Below are 24,338 nucleotides of genomic sequence, written 5' to 3'. Positions count from 1 at the left end.
CACCGGCTTCCGATAAGCGGCATCGGACCACGCAAGCCACGGGAGCAGTCTCAGTTGACTGTTCCCGCCTCCTCGCGACGCCACACGCTGACGCCACCCGAGCTCTTGTCCAGGCCATCGAGGCGACGTTCATGCGTGACAAGCTCCTCGTCGCTTGCGCGCAATACGCGGGGGCGACGAGCGAGCACCATGGGCGTCAGCGCGACCGACGCGCCCTGCTCTTGCGCCCCTTCAAAGCCAAGGTCGAGTCCGACCTGGCCCGAGGTCATCGCGAGATAGACCTCGGCCAACAGCTGCGCATCGATCAGGCCGCCGTGGAGGTCGCGCGCCGAATTGTCCACGCCTAGGCGCTTGCACAACGCATCCAGGCTATTGCGCTGCCCAGGATAGCGCTCGCGCGCCATCATCAGCGTATCGAGCACGCTGCAGCGATCGGCGATGCGACCGTAGTGCTCACCAGCGCGCGCCAGTTCCGCATCCAGAAAGCCGACGTCGAAGCTGGCGTTATGGATGATCAGTTCGGCCCCCTCGATGAAGGCGAGAAACTCGTCCACCACATCGATGAAATGAGGCTTGTCGAGCAGGAACGCATCCTCGATGCCGGTCACCTGGCGCGCGCCTTCATCAATCGCGCGATCCGGATTGAGATAGGTCTGATAATGACGGCCGCTCGGGCGACGCCCGATCATCTCCACGCAGGCGATTTCGATCAGTCGATGACCCTGCCGCACTTCGAGACCCGTGGTCTCGGTATCCAGCACGATCTGCCTCATGGCTTGCTCCTGAACTGCTCCGCCTGCTCGCGTGCCGCCTGATCGACGCGCTCGTTCTCGGCATGGCCGTTATGGCCTTTTACCCAGTGCCAGCGCACTTCATGCAGCTGCGTCGCCGCGGACAAACGTTCCCACAGGTCCTGGTTCTTCACGGGCTTCTTGTCTGCCGTGCGCCAGCCGTTGGCTCGCCACTTCGGCACCCACTCCTCGATACCTTGCATCACATAGCGTGAGTCGGTGGTCAGCGCGACCTTGCATGGACGCGTCAACGCTTCAAGCGCACCGATGGCGGCCATCAGCTCCATGCGATTGTTGGTGGTGGCCGCTTCGCCCCCGGCGAGCATCCGCTCGGTTCCCTTGGCCCGCAACAAGGCAGCCCATCCACCCGGCCCTGGATTACCCAGGCACGCGCCATCCGTAAAAGCTTGCACGTCAGTCATTGTTACCCATCATGGTATTCGTTGTTGTTCAATGCGCCGCGTTGCGACGTGCGCCGGGCGCCAATCCCACATTCACCGGCGCGGACACGGGCTTTGGCTTCAGCCGGATCGGCGTGGCCATACGACGCCGCTTGCGCGCGATCAGCAGATAACCGCCGCCGAGACTATGCGCTGCATCCAGGCCGACGCTGCTGCTGGGCCAAAGACGGCCAACCCGCTCCACCCGTTCAATGTTCAGGTCCAGCCGCCGGGCCCAGCGCTCCAGCAGCAGCGGCGAACGCAGGGCGGGCGCGTGTCCGCGGGTACGCCACATCATCCACGGCAGCCAGGCACTGAATGGATGCAGGCCAGTGAGCGCAAGCATGCCGCCCGGCGCCAATACGCGCGAAGCCTCTTCCAGCAGCGCCTGCGGCGTAGCGGATACTTCCAAGGCATGACGCAGCAGCACCAGATCGAAGGCGTCGTCCAGGAACGGCAGCGCTTCGTCACTGCGACCGCACACATCGCCGCCGTAACGATCCGCGTTGAGGCGCAATCGGGTCCACAAGCCGAGCAAGGGCAGGCCAGGCGGCACGTCGTCCGGAGCGGCACTGACCAGTAGCGCATGCGTGCCGCTGCAACGCTGCAATTCAGGCACCAGGGCTACCGTCTCTTCGGCAAGAAGACTGCGCAACGGCGTGCTGGCGTAGATGTCTTGGTCGCGCTGCGACATGCCTGGGCGGCCCGGTATGGATCGATGCCGACAGTGTAGCGGCAGCCACCCATAACGTGTCCTGGTTTGCACCAGGACCCACGACCGGTCCACGAGTCTGAACGGCGTGGCCCCCGGTTAACGTCTCACTAACGAGTGCGCCGCCGAGCCGCTTTATAGTCGGCCACTTCGCGCATGCACGGATGCCTGCGTCAGTCGATACGAAACCGCGGAGGCGATCTCCTTGCACGTCGTACCGTTACCGGCGCTTGCCGACAATTACATCTGGCTACTGCACGATGATGCAGGCCAGGCCATCGTCGTCGATCCGGGAGAAGCCGGTCCGGTCGAGGCGGCCCTGAAGGAACGCGGACTGCAGCTGCGCGCGATCCTGCTGACCCATCATCACCACGACCATATCGGTGGCACCGAGGCGCTGCGGTCCCGACACCCGGTACCGGTGTACGCACCGCGCGACGAGCGCATCGCCATCGCGACGCTGCGAGTCGATGACGGCGATGTGGTAGCGCTCGATGAGCCGCGGGCACGTTTTGACGTCATTGCCGTGCCGGGACACACCAGCACGCATATCGCCTATGCCGGCGAGGGCGTTTTGTTGTGTGGCGACACGCTTTTCAGCATGGGTTGCGGACGGCTATTCGAGGGCACGCCGATGCAAATGCTCGCCTCGCTCGATCGACTTGCCAACCTGCCCGGCGAACTGCTGGTCTGCTGTGCGCACGAATACACCGCGGCCAATGGCCGTTTCGCACAGACCATCGAACCCGGCAATGCAGCCCTGGCTGCGCGCCAGCAGGAAGTGGCGGCCTTGCGCGCGCACGACCGCCCTAGCCTGCCGGTCACACTGGATACCGAACGGGCGACGAATCCTTTTCTGCGCACGGACAGCGACGCCGTGATCGTATGGAGTCGCCATCATGGCGTCGAGGGTGACCGCGTCGCGCGTTTTGCCGCGCTGCGCGCCAACAAGGACGTATTCCGCGGATGATGAGCCGACGCTTACGCCCCCTGCCCTTGGCCATGACGATCCTGCTGGCCGCCTGCGCCACGCCGCCCGCGCAGAAGCCGCACGTTCCCGTCGTGCCGGCGCCAGCGCCGGAGCCCGTGCGCGATATCAGCCATCCGGTCGCCGGCCCGGTGAAGGTCAGCGACGACAACGCCAATATCTGGGATCAACTGCGCGGCAGCTTCGCGATGGCCGACTGCGATGCCGATCCGGGCATCATGGAATGGGCCCGTCGCTACACCCAGAATCCGCAACAATTCGAAAGCCAGATGAGCACGGTCGCGCCCCGCCTCGCCTACGTGCAGCAGGTCGCCGCCAAGCATAACGTCGCTGGCGAATTCGCCTTGTTGCCGTGGGTCGAGAGCCAGTATCGACCGGTGTCGGGCGGCAAGAACCTGCCGTCAGGCATGTGGCAGATCATGCTTTCCACCGCCAATGCGATGGGCATCCGGGTCGACAGGAACTTCGATGGCCGTATGGACGTCCCGGCGGCCACGGATGCCATCATGACCTTGCTGAGCCGTTATCACGACGATCTCGGCGACTGGCGCCTGGTCGACTACGCGTATAACGCCGGCGAATTCGGCGTGCGCCGGATGGTCGACCAGCATGGCGTGCCTGCCGCCGAACCTGTCGTACCCAAGCTGCCGGTAAAGCGCGTCACCCGCGAGCATCTGGTCAAGCTGCTGGCGATTGCCTGTGTCATTCGCGAACCTGCCCGCTTCAATGTGAGCCTGCCGCTGCTGCCTTCCGAGCAACGCCTGGTTGCGGTGAATGTCAGCAGCTCCATGCCGATCGAACACGCCGCCAGCCACGCCGGCATGTCGTCAAGCGAATTGAAGGAGCTCAATGCCGGCTTCCGTAACGGCATGGTCGACACGAACGCCGCCTCTTACCTGCTGATTCCAAGCAACCACGTGCAGCAGTTCCGCAGCTCGCTGCTTGCCGAGAACGAACGTGGTGGCGACGTGCAAAGCGTGCCGGGCGCCGCCGCACTGCCGCCGCTGGCCGCCGTCCTGAATGGGGCCACCGATGATCGTTCCGAGGCTTCGGCGCCAGCCGCAAAAACGAAGCGGACCGCGTCGTCGGCAAAGACCCATACGGTCAAATCCGGTGAAAGCCTGTGGAGCATCGCGCGCCTTTACTCGGTCGACATCAAGCAGCTGGAACAGTGGAACCATCTGCAGGGACCTGGCGTGAAACCGGGCCAGGTGCTGAAGGTCACTTCCCCGGGCTGACCGGGCGCGCTTTCTGGCGCTGGGAGGACGCATGGGATTCCTGCACGGCAAACGGGCACTGGTGGTCGGCATTGCGAGCCAGCGCTCGATTGCCTGGGGCATTGCCAACGCCATGCATCGGGAAGGCGCACAACTCGCCTTTACCTATCAGAACGAGCGCCTGAAGGACCGCGTCGACGAGGCCGCCAATACCTTCGGCTCCAACATCGTGCTGCCTTGCGACGTAGCCGAAGACGCGCAGATCGCGCACCTGTTCGACAGGCTGGGCGAGCACTGGGCAGGTTTTGACATCCTCGTGCACTCGGTGGGGTTTGCACCGCGCGAAGCCTTGCAGGGTGAGTTCCTGGACCATCTCACGCGCGAGAGCTTCACGATTGCGCACGATATTTCCAGCTATAGCCTGGCGGCCCTGGCCAAGGCTGCCCGGCCGCTGATGGGCGGGCGTGGCGGCGCCATTCTCACGCTCAGCTACCTGGGCGCCGAGCGCGCCATGGACAACTACAACGTCATGGGCCTGGCCAAGGCCAGCCTCGAGGCGAACGTGCGCTATCTGGCGTTCAACCTCGGTCCGGAGGGCACGCGCGTCAACGCCATCTCCGCCGGCCCGATCAAGACGCTTGCTGCCGCCGGCATCGCGAATTTCCGCAAGATGCTCGACCATGTCGATGAGCATGCGCCACTGCGCCGCAGCGTCACCATCGATGAAGTCGGCAACGTCGGCGCCTTTCTGTGTTCGGATCTTGCCTCGGGCATCACTGGCGAGATCACCCACGTCGATGCCGGCTACAACATCCTGGGCATGACCGGCGTCTAGCTCCGTTGCATGGATATCCCAGACAAAAAAAGGCGGCCATCGGGCCGCCCTTTTTGCATCACAACCGTGGCACCGGTTTACATGCGCTCCGGAGCGATCTTGATCTCGGTCTTCGCCTTCAGCGCCTCGATGAACTCATGCGTCGCGATAGCGCCATAGGCCTGCGCCATCTGGCTACGCAGCATGGTGCGCTGCTCCGGCGTCACCTTGCTCAGATCGCCGTCCTGCACCTTGTCGACGGCCACGACGGCGAAACTGCCATCGCGCATCTGGACACGCGCGAACTGCGCCTTGCCCGCCGCCGGATGCGGCAACAGGAAGGCCTGGTCGAGCACTTCGGCGGGCAGTTCCTGCTGCACGCGAACGGCTTCCGGGACCGTCTGCAGGGCAGCGCCGGTCGAGGCCGCCACGGCCTGCATGTCTTCGCCCTTCTGCAGGCGCTCAAGCAAACCGTCCGCACGCTTCAGCGCCTCAGCGACAATCCGCTCATCCAGGATCTTCTGGCGGACCTGATCGCGCACCTCGGCCAACGGACGTGCCGCTGCCGGTACGTGCTTGTCGACCCGGATGACCACCGCGTGGTTGGATCCCAGGTCAAGCAGGCCTGAATTATTGCCCTGGGTCAGCACGTCGTCGGAGAACGCCGCCTCGACCAGCTTCGGGTTCGCCAGCAGACCTTCGCCGCCCTTGCGCGAGACCAGCCCGGTGGTCTGGATGGGCAGGGTCAAGGCCTGCGCCGCCGGCTCCAGCGACGAGGGATTCTGGTAGGTCTGGTCCGTCAGCTTGCCGGCCAGCTCGCTGAAGCGACGGTCGCGCTCGGTGGCCAGGTAATCCTTGGCGATCTGGTCACGCACTTCCGCAAAAGGCTTGGCCTGGCCGCTGCGCACGTCGCGCAGCCAGAGCACGTGGTAGCCCTCGTCGGACAACACCGGCTTGGAGACCTGGCCCTTCTGCAACGCGAACAGCGCGGTATCGAAGGCCGGGTTGGTGACGCCCTTTTCCAGCCAGCCCAGGTCGCCGCCGGCGCGCTTCGAACCCAAGTCGTCCGAATTCTGCTCGGCCAGCTTGGCGAAATCTTCCGGGGTGGCTTCGCTGGCGATCTTTTCCGCGCGGGCCAAGGCCGCCTTCTGCTGATCCGGCGTGGCGTTCTTCGGCACGTTGATCAGGATGTGCGATACGAGACGCTGCTCAGGCTGCACGAAGCGCTGCTTTTCGTCCTCGTAGCGCTTCTTGAGGTCGTCTTCGCTCGGCTGTGCGTCGAGCTTGAGGTCGGCGCCGTTGACTTCGATGAACTTCAACGAGACCTGCTCGGGGTTCATGAAGTCCGCCTGGTGTTCCTTGTAGAACGCCTCCAGCTGCGCATCGGTCACTTGCGTGTCGGTCAGTGCCGGACGCGGCACGGCGAACCAGCGCAGGTCGCGGCGCTGCGCGCGCAGCGCCAGGTAGCGATCCATGTCGGCGTCGGTCACGAAGGTGGTGGCAGCAATGGCTTCCGGCAGCAGCGACGTCTCCAGCGATGCGCGCACGTCGTTCTCGAACATGCCCGGCGACTTGTTCTGCGCGGCAAGGACGGCACGATAGGTATTGGCGTCGAACTGGCCATTGACCTGGAAGGCCTGGATGCCGGCAATCAGGTCGCGCACGGCGATGTCGGACACCCGCATGCCCAGCTTGTCGTTGGCCTGCAGCAGCACCTGCTCGTCGATCAGCTGCTGGAGCACCTGACGCTTGGCTTCGGGCTGCTCGAAGATGGTGGGATCGAAATGGTCACCCTGCTGGGCCATGGCGCGCTGGCGCAGCTCGTTCATCCGCTGCTGATATTGCTGCTGGCTGATCTCGTGCTTGCCAACCATCGCCACGTAGGTATCGGTCCGCGAGCTGAAATACGACTCGATGCCGAAGAACGAGATAGCGAAAACGCAAATGCCCAGAATGACGACGGAAGGCCACCCGTGTAGCTTGTTACGTATTGCCTGCAGCATGGATTGTTCCCGGCTATTCGTTGTTCAGCGCACCATGTGCGCGGCGCTTAAAAGGCAAAGGCGCCACACGGGCGCCCTTGCGAACTGTGGCGGAGCGGACGGGACTCGAACCCGCGACCTCCGGCGTGACAGGCCAGCATTCTAACCGACTGAACTACCGCTCCGCATTTTTCTGGTGGGTGCTGTAGGGATCGAACCTACGACCCTCGCCTTGTAAGGGCGACGCTCTACCGCTGAGCTAAGCACCCGAAACCAAGCAGAAGAGCCGCTTAGTTTAGGGCATCCTTGAGGGTCTTGCCAGCCTTGAACGCCGGAACCTTCGAGGCCTTGATCTTGATCGTCTCATTGGTGCGCGGGTTGCGGCCGGTGCGGGCAGCGCGCTTGCGCACGGTGAAGGTACCAAAACCCACCACCGACACGTCGTCGCCCTTCTTCAGCGCCTTCTGCACGGTCTCGAAGAAAGCCTCGAGAGCACGGCCGGCGTCAGCCTTGGTGAGTTCGGCCTTCTCGGCAATGGCATTGATCAGATCGGTTTTATTCATTGAGACACTCCCTTAAACGGTTATGCAGCCCGCGTGGTCAGTCTGGGACAAGACGACGCCCCCGTGATGACTGGCCATCGAGGCGCCGCCAAGCAACCCCGCATCACTGCGCATCGTGCTCGGCGTCAGGCTGCGGTGCCGCCTTTATACCAGTGGCCTACAGGGTCCGCAATGACAAGCAATACCAAGGGTTCCCGCAGTTCAGCGTTATCCGAGAGCGCTTGCAAAGTGGTGACCGAAACGCTAGCGATCGGGGCCGGCAGCGCGTGACCCGGGCGAAAAAAAACGGGCGGAGGTCCGCCCGTTTTTTCAAGGGTGAAACAGGTCACGCATCAGTGCGGTCGCGTGTACGACTCCTGCGACTCGTCCTGGGCGTCGTCGATGGGTGCCTCGACCTTGGGCTTGCTGCCGTCTTCGGCGGCCTGCAGCGGCTGCAGGGGGCGCTCGAGGGCAATGTCGAGTACTTCATCGATCCAGCGCACGGGATGGATATCCAGCGAACCGGTGATGTTTTGCGGAATATCCGCAAGGTCTTTCTTGTTGTCTTCCGGAATGATGATCGTGGTGATGCCACCGCGATGGGCAGCCAGCAGCTTCTCCTTGAGCCCGCCAATCGGCAGCACGCGACCACGCAGGGTGATCTCGCCCGTCATCGCCACTTCGGAGCGCACCGGCACCTTGGTCAGGGCGGACACCAGGGCGGTGCACATGGCGATACCCGCGCTGGGACCGTCCTTCGGCGTGGCGCCTTCCGGCACGTGGATATGGATATCCAGCTTCTGGTGGAACTCCGGGTCGATGCCGAGACGGTCGGCGCGGGCACGCACGACCGACAACGCGGCCTGGATCGACTCCTTCATGACGTCGCCAAGCTGCCCGGTATTCACCAGCCGACCCTTGCCCGGCACCACCGACGACTCGATGCTGAGCAGGTCGCCACCCACCTGGGTCCAGGCCAGGCCGGTCACCAGGCCCACTTCGTTCTGCAGCTCCTTGCGACCGAAATCGAAGCGCCGAACGCCCAGATAGTGCTCGAGATTGTCTGAATTGACCGCGGCGTGACCCGGTGCCTTCGACTTGGATTTGGCCGTCTTTACCGCCGCCAGCGCCTTCTTCACCTGCCCCTTGGCCAGGTCTTTCGCCACCGCGCTCTTCTTGACCTGACCCAGGGTCAGCTCCTTCACCACCTTGCGGCAGATCTTGGAAATCTCACGTTCGAGATTACGGACACCGGACTCGCGCGTGTAGTAGCGCACGATGTCGCGCAGCGCCTCTTCATCGACGCTGAGCTCCTCCGGCTTCAGGCCATTGGCCTTGAGCTGCTTGGGCAGCAGGTATTTCTGCGCGATGCCCAGCTTCTCGTCTTCGGTGTAACCCGGAATGCGGATCACTTCCATGCGGTCCAGCAAGGGACCGGGGATGTTCAGCGAGTTCGCCGTGGCGACCCACATCACCTCGGAGAGGTCGAGGTCGACTTCCAGGTAGTGGTCGTTGAACGCATGGTTCTGCTCCGGATCGAGCACCTCGAGCAGGGCCGACGACGGGTCGCCGCGGAAATCCATCGACATCTTGTCGATCTCGTCGAGCACGAACAGCGGGTTCTTCGAGCCCACCTTGTTGAGGTTCTGCACGATGCGACCCGGCATCGAGCCGATATAGGTACGTCGATGCCCGCGAATCTCGGCTTCGTCGCGCACGCCGCCGAGGCTCATGCGGACGAACTTGCGGTTCGTCGCCTTGGCGATCGACTGACCCAGCGAGGTCTTGCCCACGCCCGGCGGACCCACCAGGCACAGGATCGGGCCACGCATGGTGTTCACGCGCTGCTGCACGGCGAGGTATTCAAGGATGCGCTCCTTGACCTTCTCCAGGCCGAAGTGGTCGGCGTCCAGCACTTCCTGCGCCAGCTGCAGGTCCTTGCGCACCTTGCTGCGCTTCTTCCACGGCACGCCGACCAGCCAGTCCAGGTAGTTGCGCACCACCGTGGCCTCGGCCGACATGGGCGACATCTGGCGCAGCTTGCCGAACTCCTGGCGCGCCTTGGCCAGCACGGCCTTGGGCATGCCGGCAGCCTCGATCTTCTTCTGCAGCTCCTCGATCTCGTTCGGGCCCTCCTCGCTCTCGCCGAGCTCCTTCTGGATGGCCTTCATCTGTTCGTTGAGGTAGTACTCGCGCTGGCTCTTTTCCATCTGCGACTTGACGCGGCCGCGGATGCGCTTTTCCACCTGCTGCAAATCCATCTCGCCATCGACCAGCCCGATCAACAGCTCGAGGCGCTGGCCAACGTCGGACGTCTCCAGCACCTTTTGCTTGTCGGCCATGCGCACGGACAAGTGCGCCGCGATGGAATCGGCGACGCGCGACGGATCATCAATGCCCGACAACGTGGCGAGCACTTCCGGCGGCAGCTTGCGACTTTGCTTGACCAATTGCTCGAACAGCGAGACCAGGGTGCGCGACACCACGTCGAGCTCGCGCTCCTTGTTGCTGTAGACGGGCTCGATGATGCGCGAGGTGGCGGTCAGCATGCCGCCGTCCTCGTTGAATTTCTCGATCGCCACGCGCGACTGTCCCTCGACCAGCACCTTGACGGTGCCATCGGGAAGCTTCAGCAACTGCAGCACGCCAGCCAGCGTGCCGATCTCGTGCAGGTCGCCAATGGCGGGATCGTCGATATCGGGGCTCTTTTGCGCCACCAGCAGGATCTGGCGCTCGCCCTCCATGGCGCGCTCCAGCGCACGCATCGACTTGTCACGCCCGACGAACAACGGAATGACCATGTGGGGATAGACCACCACGTCACGCAGCGGCAGCACTGGCAGGGCTTCCAGCACGGCTCCGGTGGCCTGGGGGTTGGGGGCGTTCTTTGCCATCGAAGAGAGTCTCTCGTGGATGATTATTTCGTTCGCCCCGACACTGCGCCGGGGCCTTCTGTACGTCAAGTGGTGGCAAACGACCACGCACACAAGTGCATGACAAACCACACAAACGAAATGGCCCCGGCAGTTTTGCCGAGGCCATCGCGCTAGCTAAAACGACGTTGCAGTGAGTCAGGCGGCGTCGCCACCCTCGCCTGCGGCACGCGGTTGCTTGAGGTTGCCGCGATAGATGAGATAAGGCTCGGCCTGTCCATCGATCACTGCATCATCCACCACGACCTTGCTCACGTGCTCCAGCGACGGCAGCTCGTACATCGTGTCCAGCAGTACCTGCTCGAGGATGGTGCGCAGGCCGCGGGCGCCCGTCTTGCGCTTCAAAGCCTTGCGGGCGATTGCCTGCAGTGCCTCCGGACGGAACTCCAGCTCGACGCCTTCCATCTCGAACAGTTTCTTGAACTGCTTGGTGACCGCGTTCTTCGGCTCGGTGAGGATCTGCACGAGTGCAGGCTCGTCCAGCTCGTCCAGGGTGGCCACCACCGGCAGACGACCGACGAATTCCGGAATCAGGCCGTAGCGCACCAGGTCGGCCGGCTCGACATCCGCCAGCACCTTGCCCAGGTTTTCCCGACGCTCCTTGCTGCGCACCTCGGCCGAGAAGCCGATGCCGGTGGTCTCGGAACGCTGCTGGATGACTTTTTCCAGGCCGGCGAACGCGCCACCGCAGATGAACAGGATGTTCTTGGTGTCGACCTGCAGGAATTCCTGCTGCGGATGCTTGCGGCCGCCCTGCGGCGGCACCGAGGCCAAGGTGCCCTCGATCAGCTTCAGCAGCGCCTGCTGCACGCCTTCGCCGGAGACGTCGCGGGTGATCGACGGGTTCTCGCTCTTGCGCGAGATCTTGTCGATTTCGTCGATATAGACGATGCCCGACTGCGCCTTGTCGACGTCGTAGTCGCACTTCTGCAGCAGCTTCTGAATGATGTTTTCCACATCCTCGCCCACGTAACCCGCCTCGGTGAGGGTGGTGGCGTCGGCGATGGTGAACGGCACGTTGAGCAGGCGTGCGAGCGTCTCGGCCAGCAGCGTCTTGCCCGAACCGGTTGGACCGATCAGGAGGATGTTGGACTTGCCCAGCTCGACGTCGTCGCTCTTCTGGCGCGACTCCATCCGCTTGTAGTGGTTGTACACGGCCACCGCCAGCGCCTTCTTGGCGCGGGTCTGGCCGACCACGTACTGGTCAAGCGTTTCCATGATCTCGCGGGGCTTGGGCAGCTGGCTGCGCCCGGAGGCGGCCTTCTCCTCGAGTTCCTCGCGGATGATGTCGTTGCAAAGCTCTACGCACTCATCGCAAATGAACACGGACGGACCCGCGATCAGCTTGCGCACTTCATGCTGGCTCTTGCCGCAGAAAGAGCAGTAGAGAATCTTGCCGCTGTCGTTGGAACGGCCCTGCCGCTCGTCGCTCATGCTTGGATCCTGCTGGTAAATCGGTTGCGGTTTGAGAATAGCACAGGGTTCCGCGTCTGCAGCGAGACGCGGAACGACTGCCAGAACCGGGGCCGGACGCCTGAAATCAGGCCGATTTCACCGTATCGACGGCGCGACGGTCGAGGACCGAGTCGATCAGGCCATATTCCTTGGCCGCCTCGGCGCTCATGAAGCGGTCGCGCTCCATGTCCCGCTCGATCTTGTCCAGCGGCTGGCCGGTGTGCTGAACGTAGATGTCGTTCAGGCGGCGGCGCAGATACAGGATTTCCTGGGCCTGGATTTCGATGTCGGTGGCCTGGCCGCGGGCGCCGCCGGACGGCTGGTGGATCATCACGCGTGAGTTGGGCAGCGAATAACGCTTGCCCTTGGCACCGGCCATCAGCAGCAGCGACGCGGCGCTGCAGGCCTGGCCGATGCACATGGTGCTGACGTCGGGCTTGATGAACTGCATGGTGTCGTAAATCGCCAGCCCGGCGGTGACGGCACCGCCCGGGCTGTTGATGTACAGATGGATGTCCTTGTCCGGATTCTCCGATTCAAGGAACAGCATCTGCGCGACCAGCAGGTTTGCCACCTGATCGTTCACCTCGCCCACGAGGAAGATCACGCGCTCCTTGAGGAGGCGCGAATAGATGTCGTACGAGCGTTCGCCGCGGGCGGTCTGCTCGACGACGATCGGTACCAGGTTGAGGTTCTGGATCGGGTCCATGGCCATGCTTGTCGCTCTCCGGTTGATGGGCCTGAAGGATGCCTCAGGCACTGACCGGGCGCATCACCTCGTCGAAGCCCAGGTTCTGCACCGTGGTGCTGGCGTGATCTGCCACCCACTCTGCCACCTGGTCTTCCATCACGCGATTCTGCAGCCCTGACATCAGTTGGGGGTCACGGTTATAGAGTTCAATGACCTTCTCCGGCTCCTCGTAGGTCGAGGCGATGGCTGCGAGCTGCTCCGCAATACGGGTACGGTCGATCACCAGCGACTGCTTGCGGGCGATCTCACCCATCAGCAGACCGGCGATGACGCGCTTGCGGGCGATCGGCGAGGCGGCCTCGATCAGCTGCGGCGGCACCTGTTGGCCGCGCGGCACGCTGCCCTGGGCCAGGTTCTGCGCCTCGGACTGCACCATCAGGTTCGGCACATCCAGGTCCGGATGTGCGTTGGCCAGCTTCTCGGCCACTTCGGACTTGAGGCGGGCCATCAGGGTCGCCTTGAGCTCGCGCTCGAGGTTGGCGCGCACTTCCTTGCGGAACTTCTCCAGGTCGCCGTCGACAATGCCGAACAGCTTGGCGAACTCGGCGTCCACCTCAGGCAGCTTCGGCTCCTGCACCTTGATGATCTTGAAATGCACCTGGGCGGTTTTGCCAGCCAGGCTTTCGTTGCGGAAATCGGTCGGGAAGGCAATCTCGGCGTCGAATTCGTCATCCGCCTTGCGGCCAGCCAGCGCCTCGTCCAGCGCCTTGAACAAGGTGCCCGAACCCAGCACGCTGCCCGCGCGCTCCAGGCCTTCGGCCGGGAAGCGGTAGTCGCCGGCCTGGGCCGAGTACTCGAACATCACGAAATCGCCCTCGACCGAGGCGCGCTCGACCGGGTCGAAGCTGCGACGCTGCACGCGCAGGGTCTCGATCATCTTTTCGATGTCGGCATCGGTCACTTCCGCCACCGGGCGGGAGATCTCCAGCTTGGCGACGTCGACTTCCGGGAACTCCGGCATCACTTCGAAGGTAGCGGTATAGGCGATCTCGCCGTCGACCGGGTTACCGGTGGTGTTGATGGCGGGGTTGGCGATCGGGCGCAGCTTTTCCTGCTCGACCGCTTCGCGCAGCGTGCTGCCGATCAGGTCGGAGAGCACTTCGCCACGCACCTGGTCGCCAAAGCGCTGCTGGATCACCGCAGTCGGCACCTTGCCCGGACGGAAGCCCTTGAGGCGCACGGTGCGACCCATCTCGGCAATGCGTGCGCTCACCTGCGACTCGAAGCGCTCCGCGGGAAACTTTACCGTGAGCTTGCGCTCGAGCTTGCCGACGTTTTCAACCGAAACCTGCATGACGTCTCCTGGAGTACCTGAAAGTGCGCCCGTCACAGGCGCATGGCGGCCCCCGGCCGCCTGTAAATACAGTAAGGGATGGTGCGAAAGGGGGGACTCGAACCCCCACGAGCAAGCCCGCTGGAACCTAAATCCAGTGCGTCTACCAATTCCGCCACTTTCGCATCAGAACAACTATGAGGAACTTGCCGCAAGCACCGGATTTAAAAGGTAAAAGCTGGACGAATCCGCTCTTGCACCCCACCCCGCCAGCCTCCGGACACTCCGCCCTAAGTCGATGATTCCCTTACACGAAAGCGGGTCATTTTACGGTTCGGGCAGCCGACAACACAAGCGCCGGGGCGCTCTTCGCCCAGGGCCTTATGGCATGGATGGGTGCCGTCTCGACAAGGTTGCGACGGCGATCTCATCTTGTCGCCTTAGAGCTCGCGCAAGACGCGGAAGCCTACGCGTCCGCTGCGCACGCTGGCATCGGCACCTTGACGATAGGCCGAGCGCACCTGTTCCGGCGAGCTGCCCCAGGAGCCGCCGCGCACCACCCGCACGCTGCAACCCGGGTTGACCCAGGCGCTGCCGTCGCGCGGCGCGCGCAGGTAGCTGTCGTGCCAGCAGTCCTGCACCCATTCGGACACATTGCCGTTGATGTCGTACAGGCCGAACGGATTGGGCGCGAAGCTCATCACCGGTGCCGGGCCCCAATAGCCGTCGCTATAGCCACGAAAGGCATTGCTCCAGCGACGCCCGCTCGGCGAGCGGTCATTGCCGCCGGTGAGGTTTTCCACCTTCGAGGTGGGTCCGCCCTCTCCCCACCAGTAGCGCGTGGCGGTACCGCCGCGCAGGGCGTATTCGAATTCCGCCTCGCTCGGCAGACGATAGGTCTTGCCGGTGCGCTGGCTGAGCCACTCCACATAGGCCTTGGCGTCGTTCCAGGAAACATTGACCACCGGCAGGCGGGAGTCGGCCGCGCGACCGACATAATCGGTCTCCCAACTGGCGTTGACATCGTCACGCATCGCGCCGGTACCTTCGTCATAAACACTGGCACCGCCCAGCTTCACGGAATCCGGCTGATAACCACTGGCCCGCACGAACTCGCGGAACTGGCCTACGGTGACGGCGGTGCGTGACAACGCGAAACCCTTGCCGATCGTCACCTCATGCTGCGGGATTTCGGCATCCTGTCGTCCCGCCTCGGCATCAGGCGCACCCATCTGGAAGGTGCCCGTCGGTATCACCACCATCGACGGCGCCTGTCCGGGCATATCCGCAAAGCGATCCGTGAAGACCTGGCCCGGCTTGAAGCTGGCATACAGGCGTGAATTGGTCAGGCGCTCGCTGAAATCGCCCAGGCCGGCCAGGTCAGGGCTGATCGCCTTGGCCTGGTCGGCCAGTTGCTGCGCCAACGGCAGGTTGCCGGCATCCAGGGCCGAACGCGCCTGGGCGAGAATGCCCGTCCCGCGCGCCTGGCGCATGCCGTCGACCCGCGTATGTACGTCGCGCAGCGCGGGCGAATCGGGCAGGATCTGCGCCGCCTCGGCCAGCGCCTGGTCCGCGCCCTTGAAGTCGTTCTGCGCGACCGCGGCCAGCGCGCGGTCAAGCACGCTCCGCTGCACCTGCAACACGCCCTGCGCCGCCACGGCATTGTCCGGGTCCATCTGCTGCACCTGGCGATACAGCTCCAGTGCATTGGCGCCCTTGGGCTGGTCCGCGCTGCCCTGTTGCAGCAAAGTGGCCGCCTTGGCCAGCAACGGACGCACCTGCGTCAGCGTCTTCAACTTCACCTGCAGCTGGGCCACGTCGTCTTTGGAATCGGGAATGTCCTTGAGCGTATCGAGCAGGTCGCCGGCCGACTCGGCATCGCCAACAGCCAGGTCCTGGTTGATTTCCGCCACCATGCGGGCGCGCACTTCAAACAAGCCTTGCGCCGCACGACGACTGTCCGGCTTGAGCTTCAGCGCCTGCTCGTAGAGTGCGGCAGCGCTACTCTCGTCGCCCGCCAGCTGACCGCCGCGCAGCGCCTTGCCTGCGCGAGCCAGCAACGCCTCGACCTCGGGCGTATCGGCACTCAACTGTTCGGGCAGATGGGTGTCCTTGTGCCCGAGCCGCGCCACGATGACCTCGGTAGGCGCCAGCGTCAGCGGCGGACCGGCGTCGATCTCCGCCACGCCCCGGACCGGCGTCGCGGGCGCCCCGGGGGCAACGCTGGGAATCGGGCCCAGGTTCATGGCGCGTTTGCCGGAGACGACCGACGGCTCCACATGAAACACGCGTGGAAAGAAGTGATAAACGAGCGCCAAGCCGAGCACGGCAACGCCCAGGGCTCCACCCATGGCACGCTGGCGGCGTACGGATTCCTTGCTCGGCATGTTGGGCGTCCTTGGTCGGCCTGCTATGGTGCACCGCTTAACCTTAGGCACAAACCGATGTCAGGACAATGCGCCAATGCGCGTTCCGCATCGCCAGGAACACGCATGCATCAGCACTCCGACCTCGCCCCCCCCGACGCAGCATGGATCGATCACCGCGACGCCCTGCATGACTGGCTGGGCGAGCTGCCCGCCGATGCCGTGCTCGGCTTCGATACCGAATTCATGCGCCGCAATACGTTCTATCCCCAGCTGGCCCTGATCCAGCTGGGCTGGAATGGACGCTACGCCCTGGTCGACCCCGTCGCCTTCGACATCGGCGACGCACTGCGCCCGCTGATTGGCGACGGTGGCGCCATTACCGCCATGCACAGCGCCAGCGAGGATCTCGAAGCGCTGTCCCCGCTGCTGCCGCACGGACCACACCACCTGTTCGACACCCAGATCGCGGCCGCCTTCGTCGGCATGGGGCTGGGCATCAGTTACCGCGCCCTGGTCGCCGAGCTGACGGGCGCGGAGCTGGACAAGGGCGAGACGCGCTCGGACTGGCTGCAACGTCCGCTTACCGCGTCGCAATGCGCGTACGCCACGCTGGACGTGGTCTACCTCAAGCCGGTGCACGAGCAGCTTGCCGCGCGCCTGGCAGAACGCGATCGCACTGCCTGGCACGCCGAAGACTGCGAGCGCCTGAAACAGCGCGCCTGCCACCGCGAAGGCGACGCGCAGCCACAGCGTTCGTTTCGCGGCGCCGCCGAATGGCGCCCCGAGCAACGTGCACTGCTGCGTCGCATTCTGCGCTGGCGCGACCAGGCCGCACGCACGCTCGACCGCCCTCGCCCGTGGCTGCTCGAGGACGCGCTGGCCATGAGCCTGGCCCAGCAGCCACCGACATCGGCCAGCGCGCTAGAACAACGTACGCGTGGGCAGCGGGCACTGCGCTCGCCGCAGCGAGTGGAGCTGCTGGACTTGCTGCGTGTTCCACTCGACGCCGACGAAGTCGCCGCCGCCGAACCGATTCCGGAGTCCCCGCAGGGCGAAGCAAAGAAGGCGCTCGCCGCCATGAAGACCTATACCGATAACCGCGCCACTGAACTGGACCTGCCCGGCGGCCTGCTGTGCCCGCGCAAGGTGCTGGAGGAATATGTGGTGACGGCTCAGTGGCCGGAGTTTCTCGAAGGCTGGCGCCGCGATGTCCTGCATGACGGCCTGACCCGCCTGCTGCCGTGACCGGCCGCCAGTCCAGGGGCTTGGCGAAGGCCGGAGCCCACTGGTAATATCAATGGCTCGTGTGGGGCGGTAGCTCAGCTGGGAGAGCGCTGCGTTCGCAATGCAGAGGTCGGGAGTTCGATCCTCCTCCGCTCCACCACTTCATAGCGGTCAAAATAGCGTTTTGCGCCTTGCGGCGTGAAGCGCTTTTTTTTGCATTTGGAGAGGCACCATCCCAGGCCTCACGCCCGCTACACGCCGTTCCGCAACAAACTCTGCACAGTCGGCAAGGCTGAGCAAGCGGCCCTGCCCAAGGCGGGGATTCCCTTGAACTACTCCTTTAAGCGGCATTCAAGCGCGCAACGTCGGCCTCCCAGTTCGAAGCGGATGTATCGAGCGAGACCACGTTGAATGACTGTCGCCTTCGTCAGATAGAGCCGCGATAGAAAGTCTCCCGCATTCCCGGTTTCTAAGATTCAGCACTCGCAACGCCATTGTGGAGTGAGCGATGAACGAAACGGCAGGTGAAGGACGTCAAGGGAATGCTCCGGCCTGGTATGGCTTGAGCGCAGAGGATGCAGCGCAGAAGCTGGGCGTAAACCCTGCATCGGGACTGGACGCCACGCAAGCCACGGAGCGGCTGCAGAAGTACGGCCCCAACCGCCTGCCGGAAGCCGGCAAGCAAAGCCTGCTGATGAAGTTCCTCGGCCAGTTCAACAATATTCTTGTCTATGTGCTGCTCGGCGCCGGCTTCGTCAAGCTGATGCTGGGTTTGTGGGTCGATGCATCGATCATCCTCGGTGTCGTCGTCATCAATGCCCTGCTCGGCTTTGTCCAGGAGGGCAAGGCAGAGAAAGCGCTCGATTCGATTCGCAACATGCTTTCGGCCGAGGCGCGCACCCTGCGCGCCGGCGAGACGCGCATGCTCGCCTCGGACCAATTGGTGCCTGGCGACATCGTGCTGCTGGAGTCGGGCGACAAGGTGCCGGCGGATCTCCGCCTGATTGACGTGAAGAATCTGCGCATGGAGGAAGCGGCGCTGACCGGCGAATCGGTACCGAGCGACAAGTCCGTCGAGCCGGTTGCCGCCAACGCGACCGTGGGTGATCGCCACAGCATGGCCTACTCCGGAACCCTGGTCGTGTCCGGGCGCGGCACCGGGCTGGTGGTCGCCACGGGAAGCGACACCGAACTCGGGCGCATCAATCAGATGCTGGCTTCCGTCAACGCGCTCGAAACACCGCTGCTCCGCCAGATCAAGAAATTCGGCTACGCCATCACGGCCGTCATTTTCGTCGTTGCCGCCCTGGTGTTTGCCTACGGCCACTGGATCGAAGAACTGCCGTTCGTCGAGATCTTCCAGGCCGTCGTCGGTATCGCGGTGTCGCTGATCCCGGAAGGCTTGCCGGCAATCATCACCATCACCCTGGCCATCGGCGTGCAACGCATGGCCCAGCGCCACGCCATCATCCGGCGGCTTCCCGCGGTGGAGACGCTGGGTTCGGTGTCGCGCATCTGCTCCGACAAGACCGGCACGCTGACCTTGATGGAAATGATGGTGGTGTCGGCGGTCACCGCGGATGCGGTCTACAAGATCGAAGGCGATGGCTATGCACCGGGAGGGCGGGTGCTGCGCGATGGCACGCCCGCAGGCCAGGATCCCGTGCTCGAGCTGATGGGCCGCGTATCCATCCTGTGCAACGACGCCGAATTGCGATTCGAGGACGCGGTGTGGAAGGTCGAAGGCGACCCCACCGAGGGCGCGCTCTATCCGTTTGCGAACAAGATCGGCCTCGAACGGCAGGCGCAGGAATCCGCTTATCGTCGTGTCGATGCGATTCCGTTCGAGTCGGAACATCGCTTCATGGCCACGCTGAATGAGGCGGCGGATGGCGGTCAGTTCCTGCTGGTCAAGGGAGCGCCCGAAGTCATCCTCGAGCACTGCGATCGGCAGCAGGCGAAAGACGGTGCACAGCCGATCAATCTCCCGCATTTCCTCGCCGCCTCTGACGCGCTTGCGGCCCAGGGCGAACGCGTTCTTGCACTCGCCTGGCTCGACCATCCCGGTCTCGCCGAGCGAAATCTCTCGCCCGCCGACCTGCCCCGGACGCTGGTCCTGCTGGGGCTGGTCGGCCTGCTCGATCCGCCGCGCAAGGAAGCAATCGAAGCAGTGGCGGAATGCCATGCCGGCGGCATCCGCGTGACCATGATCACCGGTGACCACAAGATCACCGCCGCCGCCATCGCGAAGATGCTCGGCATCGGCGACGGCAAGACGGCGCTGACCGGGGTCGAGATCGAGGCTATGGATACCGCCACGCTGCAGGAACAGGTGCAAAACGTCGACGTGTTTGCACGCGCCAGCCCCGAGCACAAACTGCGCCTGGTCAAGGCCATCCAGGCAAACAACCAGATCGTGGCGATGACTGGCGACGGCGTGAACGATGCGCCCGCACTGAAGAAGGCGGACATCGGTGTGGCCATGGGCATCAAGGGCACCGAAGTCACCAAAGAGGCGGCAGCGATGGTGCTTGCCGACGACAATTTCGCCTCGATCACCGCCGCGGTGCGCGAGGGGCGCACGGTCTACAACAATATCGAGAAGGCGATCCTCTTCATGTTGCCGACCAACGTGGCCCAGGCAGCCGTGATCATGGTGGCGATCCTGCTTGGCTTGACCATGCCGATCACGGCGCCGCAGGTGCTGTGGGTCAATATGGTGACGTCGGTCGCGCTGGGCCTGGTGATCTCGTTTGAGCCGCACGAACTGGACGTGATGCGTCGCCCGCCGGCCGTGGCCGGGCGTCCGATTCTTACCGGCTTCGGCATCTGGCGGGTGATCTTCGTCGGCATGAGCCTGCTCGCGCTGACCCTGTGCGCGTTCTTCTGGATGAAGTCCCAAAACGCGTCCGATGAGCTCGGCCGCACGGTCGCGGTCAATACGCTCACCATCGGCCAGATCTTTTATCTGCTCAATACGCGCTACCGGGTCGACTCGTCGCTGTCGATCAAGGCGCATCTGGGCAATCGCTACCTGCCGATGGGCATTGGGGCGGTGGTGATCCTGCAGCTGCTGTTTACCTATGCCTTGCCGTTGCAGGAGCTATTCGGCACCGAGGCGATTCCGCTACGCATCTGGCCGTGGCTGATCCTTGGCGGCTTCGTGTTCTTCCTCGTGGTCGAGGCCGAGAAGTGGATCATTCGCATGTCGCACGCAGCGAAGGGATCCTCCTCCGCCTAGCTAGCGGCCGGCCCTGGGACACCGCAGTTCGTTTTCGAAGGCCACTGTTTTCACGGAGCGTGTCATGAGGAAATCCAGCCCATGCTGATCACAGGACTCGCGGAAATTGAACCGGGCAGCCTGAATCTGGTGCGCATGTTTGGCATCCTGGTGGGCGGCCTGGCCCTGTTCCTGCTCGGCCTGGAGTTTCTGACCGGCGCCCTCAAGGCCATCGCCGGATCGAGGCTGCAGGCGATGCTGTCCGCACTCACCGCCAATCGGTTCCGTGGCGTCCTGGGCGGCGCCATCATCACCGCCCTGCTCAATTCATCGACGATCACCACCGTGCTGATGGTCGGCTTTGTTTCCGCCGGCCTGATGAGCTTGAGTCAGTCCGTGCCCATGATCATGGGCGCCAATATCGGCTCGACGGTCACCGCGCAGATCATCGCCTTCGATGTATCGCGACTGACGCCCTTCATGCTCGCGCTCGGTTACCTGCTGCATGCGTTTGCGAAACGCGTGCTGCTACGCCAGCTGGGTGGCGTCATCCTGGGCCTGGGCCTGTTGTTCCTGGGTATCCAGTTCATGGGCGACGCCACCCGCCCGCTGCGCACGTTTCAGCCTTTCATTGATGCCATGCAGGACATGGAGAACCCCCTGCTGGGCATCCTCGTGGGCGCGGTGTTCACTGCCGTGGTGCAAAGCTCGGCGGCGACGCTGGCCATCGTGATTGCGCTCGGCGGCCAGGGACTGATGCCACTGGAGGCCGGCATCGCGCTGATCCTCGGCGCCAATATCGGCACCTGCGGCACCGCCTTGCTGGCCGCCATCGGCAAACCGCCCGAGGCGCTGCAGGTTGGCATCGTGCATCTCATCTTCAATGCCCTGGGCATCCTGTTCTGGGTTTTCTTCATCCCGCAGATGGCCGAGCTAACGCGCTACGTTTCACCGTCGCATCCCGAGCTGGAAGGGGTGGCGCGACTGGCGGCCGAGACCCCGCGCCAGGTCGCCAACGTCCATACGATCTTCAGCGTGGTCAGCACCTTGATCCTGATCTGGTTCACCGGACCGATCAGCCGGCTCGCCCAACGCGTCGCCCCGTCACGGCCGCAGGAAACCAAGCCGGCCGGCGAAGCGATCTACCTGGACGAATCGTCCCTGACGGTGCCGTCACTGGGACTGGAGCGCGTTTGCCTCGAGCTGAAACGCCTCGGCGAGCATGTGCTTGGCATCGTGCGACGCGGCTCGGTGGCCGTCATCGACGGCAGCATGGAGGACATCAACCGGCTGCTGGAGCAGGACAAGGACAGCGACCAGCTGGCGTCCGAGGTGCTCCACTACATCGGCCAGCTGTCCGAAGTCGACCATTCCAGCAAGGAAGCCCAGCGCCTGGTCGGCCTCGCCCAGGTCACCACCAACCTGGAAGGCGTCAGCGGCATCATCGCCACCAACCTGGTTTCGGTTGGCCAGCAGCGGCTGTCGCAAAGCATCGACCTCACGCGACTGCGCGATGAATCCAGCTACCGCTTCGCCGAGGCCGTGCTGCGCAATCTCGAACTGGCCATCACCACCATAGGCCAGCCCAGCGGCGAGGCCGCCGCCCAGGTCGCTGCCGCGAAGGCGGATATCGAGGCGCTGGCGGCCACCGCCCGGCAAGGCTTGCTCAACCGGCTGCAGCTGGCCGACAAGGCCGATGTGCAGAATTTCCGCCTGGCCACCGACCTGATCGAGCAGTTCAGGCAAATCGCCCAGCTCTCCCGGGCGATCGCGAAGCGTTCCGAAGACTTCAACTAGCACAGCCTGCCGATGGTGACGCCATGAGCAAACAAAAAACCAAGCCGTCCGCGCCAGCGCAAGACGCGCAAGCCACCGCCCTGCCGAAGATGAGCCGGGCGGATTACGAAGCAAAAATGGCCGAGCTGCATGCCGAGCTGGTCAAGCTGCAGATCTGGGCCAAGCATACCGGCGCCAGGATCGTGGTGCTGTTTGAAGGCAGGGACGCGGCCGGCAAGGGTGGCGTGATCAAGCGCCTGACCGAACGGGTCAGCCCGCGCGTCTTTCGCGCGGTCGCGCTACCTGCGCCGTCCGAGCGGGAACGCACGCAGATCTACTTCCAGCGCTACTTCAAGCACTTCCCGTCCGGGGGAGAGATCGTGATCTTCGATCGCAGCTGGTACAACCGCGCCGGCGTCGAGCATGTCATGGGTTTTTGCACGGACGATCAATACCATCGCTTCCTGCGCCTGTGCCCGGCGTGGGAAAGGGACATCATCGATTCGGGCATCACCCTGATCAAATACTGGTTCGAGATCAGCAAGGAAGAACAGACGCGGCGGTTCAAGGCGCGCATCCGCGACCCCCGCAAGATCTGGAAACTGAGTCCAATGGACCTGGAATCGCATCGGCGCTGGTACGAATACTCGGAGGCGCGCGACGCCATGTTCGCCGCCACCGACACCAAGGTCGCACCGTGGTATGTGGTCGAGGCCGACGACAAGCGACGGGCCCGCCTGAACTGCATCTCGCACTTCCTAAGCCTGATCCCCTACAAGGAAATCCCCCACCCCAAGTTCGTGCTGCCGGCCAGGCAAAAGGCCAAGGGCTATCGGGCGCCAGCGTACGACTACCACTTCGTACCGGCCAAATACTGACGGCGAGCCTGCCTGTCCAAGGACTGGGCACCCGTCGAAAGTCCCTGCGATTGGCTGACTCTCAGGCAAACAAGTGGCACGGCACACTTGATGTCACGCAGAACGGGCACACTTCCGGCACTGCACACCTGGCATTCTGCCGGTCAGAGTGGGCGCCATTCGCCGTCCCATGGAGATTCGTACGTCATGACACCGCAGGAACAACAGCTACTCGATGATTTCCTTATGCGCCTGGCCGCCGCCAGCGGCGTGGCCAAGGACCCGCAAGCGGACGCCTTGATCCACCAGCGCCTGGCCGGACAGCCCGATGCGCTGTACCTGCTGGTGCAGCGCAGCCTGTTGCAGCAGCATGCGCTCGACAGCGCCAAGGCGCAGATCGCCCAGTTGCAGGCCCAGCTGGCCGCGCAACAAGGTGGTGCCAGTTTCCTTGGCGGACAGCAGTCTGCCTGGGGTGCTCCGCCCCCGCCCATGCCACCGCAGGCGCCGCAGCAGGCCGCCGCGCCCAGTTGGAAGGATCGCTTGTTCGGCGGCGGCGCACCCGCCCAGCCCCAGCCAAGCGCGGCCCCGAGCTTCCTGGCCAGCGCGGCGACGACCGCAGCCGGCGTGGCCGGCGGCATGTTCCTGTTCGACGGTATCGAGAACCTGCTCGGCGGCCACCACGGTGGTGGCGGCTTGTTTGGCGGCGGTGGCCAGCCATCGGTGATCGAAAACGTGACCGAGAACAACTACTACGACAACGATTCGCGTGATGGCGGCTCACGTGACGTCAGCGACCAGGACTTCGCGTCCAGCGATTTTGACGACAGCAGCGACGGCGGCTTCGACGACAGCAGCTGGTCCTGACGCATGCCCTGCCTGCGCGTGCGCTCCCGGGTGCACGCGCAGGCCATCGCCCGGCCCTCCTCCCATCGTGTGCCTGCCACGCGGGTGAGTCGAAGCGGCCTTACCCCACTTCCGGCAGGCAACCAATGGC

Annotated in this window: 18 protein-coding genes and 4 tRNA genes; 9 read left to right on the top strand and 13 right to left on the bottom strand. The window is 64.1% G+C overall.

Features of this window, described 5'->3' with window-relative positions:
* Nucleotides 1-50 precede the first annotated feature (50 nt).
* Genes dnaQ through OUZ49_RS04045 form a run of 3 tightly spaced genes read right to left on the bottom strand, consistent with a single transcriptional unit; the run spans nt 51 to nt 1,925 of the window.
* Complete coding sequence (dnaQ, locus tag OUZ49_RS04055) at nt 51-773, bottom strand: DNA polymerase III subunit epsilon (RefSeq protein WP_266148694.1); 723 nt, start codon at nt 771-773, stop codon at nt 51-53.
* Nucleotides 770-1,213 (bottom strand): ribonuclease HI, encoded by a 444-nt coding sequence (gene rnhA, locus OUZ49_RS04050; protein ID WP_266148693.1) that lies wholly within the window; start codon nt 1,211-1,213, stop codon nt 770-772. Before rnhA ends, dnaQ begins: the two co-directional genes overlap by 4 nt.
* A 28-nt stretch (nt 1,214-1,241) precedes the next feature.
* Entirely contained in the window at nt 1,242-1,925 is a 684-nt protein-coding gene (locus tag OUZ49_RS04045) for a methyltransferase domain-containing protein (protein ID WP_266148692.1), read from the bottom strand.
* A 223-nt stretch (nt 1,926-2,148) separates the two neighbouring features.
* Here OUZ49_RS04045 and gloB point away from each other — a divergent pair, with 223 nt between their 5' ends.
* From gloB to OUZ49_RS04030, 3 genes are read left to right on the top strand one after another with little or no spacing between them, the layout of a single operon-like run.
* The gene (gloB, locus tag OUZ49_RS04040) at nt 2,149-2,913 is read left to right on the top strand and encodes a hydroxyacylglutathione hydrolase (protein WP_266148691.1); all 765 of its coding nucleotides are present in this window, start codon (nt 2,149-2,151) and stop codon (nt 2,911-2,913) included.
* A 32-nt stretch (nt 2,914-2,945) separates the two neighbouring features.
* Nucleotides 2,946-4,169 (top strand): LysM peptidoglycan-binding domain-containing protein, encoded by a 1,224-nt coding sequence (locus OUZ49_RS04035; protein ID WP_323134910.1) that lies wholly within the window; start codon nt 2,946-2,948, stop codon nt 4,167-4,169.
* Between the two features lie 31 nt (nt 4,170-4,200).
* The gene (locus OUZ49_RS04030; protein ID WP_266148690.1) at nt 4,201-4,983 is read left to right on the top strand and encodes an enoyl-ACP reductase FabI; all 783 of its coding nucleotides are present in this window, start codon (nt 4,201-4,203) and stop codon (nt 4,981-4,983) included.
* Between the two features lie 77 nt (nt 4,984-5,060).
* Here the strand turns inward: OUZ49_RS04030 and OUZ49_RS04025 are convergent, their stop codons facing one another.
* The 10 genes from OUZ49_RS04025 to OUZ49_RS03980 all read right to left on the bottom strand — a co-directional run bounded on the left by OUZ49_RS04025 (nt 5,061) and on the right by OUZ49_RS03980 (nt 16,285).
* Entirely contained in the window at nt 5,061-6,965 is a 1,905-nt protein-coding gene (locus tag OUZ49_RS04025) for a SurA N-terminal domain-containing protein (RefSeq protein WP_266148689.1), read from the bottom strand.
* Nucleotides 6,966-7,052: 87 nt separating this feature from the next.
* Nucleotides 7,053-7,129: transfer RNA gene (locus OUZ49_RS04020), tRNA-Asp, on the bottom strand.
* Nucleotides 7,130-7,138: 9 nt separating this feature from the next.
* Nucleotides 7,139-7,213: transfer RNA gene (locus OUZ49_RS04015), tRNA-Val, on the bottom strand.
* A 21-nt stretch (nt 7,214-7,234) separates the two neighbouring features.
* Nucleotides 7,235-7,507, bottom strand: coding sequence for an HU family DNA-binding protein (locus tag OUZ49_RS04010; RefSeq protein ID WP_019465590.1), 273 nt, complete (start codon nt 7,505-7,507; stop codon nt 7,235-7,237).
* 332 nt (nt 7,508-7,839) lie between these two features.
* Entirely contained in the window at nt 7,840-10,380 is a 2,541-nt protein-coding gene (gene lon, locus OUZ49_RS04005) for an endopeptidase La (protein ID WP_266148688.1), read from the bottom strand.
* A 177-nt stretch (nt 10,381-10,557) separates the two neighbouring features.
* Nucleotides 10,558-11,853 (bottom strand): ATP-dependent Clp protease ATP-binding subunit ClpX, encoded by a 1,296-nt coding sequence (gene clpX / locus OUZ49_RS04000; protein WP_266148687.1) that lies wholly within the window; start codon nt 11,851-11,853, stop codon nt 10,558-10,560.
* 106 nt (nt 11,854-11,959) lie between these two features.
* Nucleotides 11,960-12,589, bottom strand: coding sequence for an ATP-dependent Clp endopeptidase proteolytic subunit ClpP (gene clpP, locus OUZ49_RS03995; RefSeq protein WP_266148686.1), 630 nt, complete (start codon nt 12,587-12,589; stop codon nt 11,960-11,962).
* Between the two features lie 37 nt (nt 12,590-12,626).
* Nucleotides 12,627-13,919 carry a trigger factor gene (gene tig, locus OUZ49_RS03990; RefSeq protein WP_266148685.1) on the bottom strand — a complete coding sequence of 431 codons (1,293 nt, stop codon included), beginning with the start codon at nt 13,917-13,919 and terminating at the stop codon, nt 12,627-12,629.
* 79 nt (nt 13,920-13,998) lie between these two features.
* Nucleotides 13,999-14,083 (bottom strand) — tRNA-Leu (locus OUZ49_RS03985).
* A 255-nt stretch (nt 14,084-14,338) separates the two neighbouring features.
* Nucleotides 14,339-16,285, bottom strand: coding sequence for an SUMF1/EgtB/PvdO family nonheme iron enzyme (locus tag OUZ49_RS03980; protein ID WP_266148684.1), 1,947 nt, complete (start codon nt 16,283-16,285; stop codon nt 14,339-14,341).
* 105 nt (nt 16,286-16,390) lie between these two features.
* On the opposite strand from OUZ49_RS03980, the gene rnd reads away from it, so the two are divergent.
* The 6 genes from rnd to OUZ49_RS03950 all read left to right on the top strand — a co-directional run bounded on the left by rnd (nt 16,391) and on the right by OUZ49_RS03950 (nt 24,208).
* Nucleotides 16,391-17,512 (top strand): ribonuclease D, encoded by a 1,122-nt coding sequence (gene rnd, locus OUZ49_RS03975; protein WP_266148683.1) that lies wholly within the window; start codon nt 16,391-16,393, stop codon nt 17,510-17,512.
* Between the two features lie 63 nt (nt 17,513-17,575).
* Nucleotides 17,576-17,651 (top strand) — tRNA-Ala (locus OUZ49_RS03970).
* Nucleotides 17,652-17,999: 348 nt separating this feature from the next.
* A complete protein-coding gene (locus OUZ49_RS03965) occupies nt 18,000-20,732 on the top strand; it encodes a cation-translocating P-type ATPase (protein ID WP_266148682.1) in 2,733 nt (910 codons plus the stop codon).
* Between the two features lie 81 nt (nt 20,733-20,813).
* Nucleotides 20,814-22,508: a Na/Pi cotransporter family protein gene (locus OUZ49_RS03960; protein WP_266148681.1), complete on the top strand. Its 1,695-nt coding sequence runs from the start codon at nt 20,814-20,816 to the stop codon at nt 22,506-22,508.
* Between the two features lie 23 nt (nt 22,509-22,531).
* On the top strand, nt 22,532-23,365 hold the full coding sequence (gene ppk2 / locus OUZ49_RS03955) for a polyphosphate kinase 2 (protein ID WP_266148680.1): 834 nt from the start codon (nt 22,532-22,534) through the stop codon (nt 23,363-23,365).
* A 186-nt stretch (nt 23,366-23,551) separates the two neighbouring features.
* Nucleotides 23,552-24,208 carry a DUF2076 family protein gene (locus OUZ49_RS03950; protein WP_266148679.1) on the top strand — a complete coding sequence of 219 codons (657 nt, stop codon included), beginning with the start codon at nt 23,552-23,554 and terminating at the stop codon, nt 24,206-24,208.
* Nucleotides 24,209-24,338: the final 130 nt, after the last annotated feature.

Origin of the sequence: Dyella halodurans (assembly GCF_026283925.1) — a bacterium.
GTDB classification, from domain to species: Bacteria; Pseudomonadota; Gammaproteobacteria; order Xanthomonadales; family Rhodanobacteraceae; genus Dyella; species Dyella halodurans.
The sequence above is the reverse complement of the archived record's forward strand: the minus strand, read 5'-3'. Positions and strand labels throughout refer to the sequence as shown.

Bases quoted from the DNA above. Each gene is read 5' to 3' on its own strand.
- dnaQ (WP_266148694.1), bottom strand. From the start codon at position 773: ATGAGGCAGATCGTGCTGGATACCGAGACCACGGGTCTCGAAGTGCGG.
- rnhA (WP_266148693.1), bottom strand. From the start codon at position 1,213: ATGACTGACGTGCAAGCTTTTACGGATGGCGCGTGCCTGGGTAATCCA.
- OUZ49_RS04045 (WP_266148692.1), bottom strand. From the start codon at position 1,925: ATGTCGCAGCGCGACCAAGACATCTACGCCAGCACGCCGTTGCGCAGT.
- OUZ49_RS04035 (WP_323134910.1), top strand. From the start codon at position 2,946: ATGACGATCCTGCTGGCCGCCTGCGCCACGCCGCCCGCGCAGAAGCCG.
- OUZ49_RS04030 (WP_266148690.1), top strand. From the start codon at position 4,201: ATGGGATTCCTGCACGGCAAACGGGCACTGGTGGTCGGCATTGCGAGC.
- OUZ49_RS04025 (WP_266148689.1), bottom strand. From the start codon at position 6,965: ATGCTGCAGGCAATACGTAACAAGCTACACGGGTGGCCTTCCGTCGTC.
- OUZ49_RS04010 (WP_019465590.1), bottom strand. From the start codon at position 7,507: ATGAATAAAACCGATCTGATCAATGCCATTGCCGAGAAGGCCGAACTC.
- lon (WP_266148688.1), bottom strand. From the start codon at position 10,380: ATGGCAAAGAACGCCCCCAACCCCCAGGCCACCGGAGCCGTGCTGGAA.
- clpX (WP_266148687.1), bottom strand. From the start codon at position 11,853: ATGAGCGACGAGCGGCAGGGCCGTTCCAACGACAGCGGCAAGATTCTC.
- clpP (WP_266148686.1), bottom strand. From the start codon at position 12,589: ATGGCCATGGACCCGATCCAGAACCTCAACCTGGTACCGATCGTCGTC.
- tig (WP_266148685.1), bottom strand. From the start codon at position 13,919: ATGCAGGTTTCGGTTGAAAACGTCGGCAAGCTCGAGCGCAAGCTCACG.
- OUZ49_RS03980 (WP_266148684.1), bottom strand. From the start codon at position 16,285: ATGCCGAGCAAGGAATCCGTACGCCGCCAGCGTGCCATGGGTGGAGCC.
- rnd (WP_266148683.1), top strand. From the start codon at position 16,391: ATGCATCAGCACTCCGACCTCGCCCCCCCCGACGCAGCATGGATCGAT.
- OUZ49_RS03965 (WP_266148682.1), top strand. From the start codon at position 18,000: ATGAACGAAACGGCAGGTGAAGGACGTCAAGGGAATGCTCCGGCCTGG.
- OUZ49_RS03960 (WP_266148681.1), top strand. From the start codon at position 20,814: ATGCTGATCACAGGACTCGCGGAAATTGAACCGGGCAGCCTGAATCTG.
- ppk2 (WP_266148680.1), top strand. From the start codon at position 22,532: ATGAGCAAACAAAAAACCAAGCCGTCCGCGCCAGCGCAAGACGCGCAA.
- OUZ49_RS03950 (WP_266148679.1), top strand. From the start codon at position 23,552: ATGACACCGCAGGAACAACAGCTACTCGATGATTTCCTTATGCGCCTG.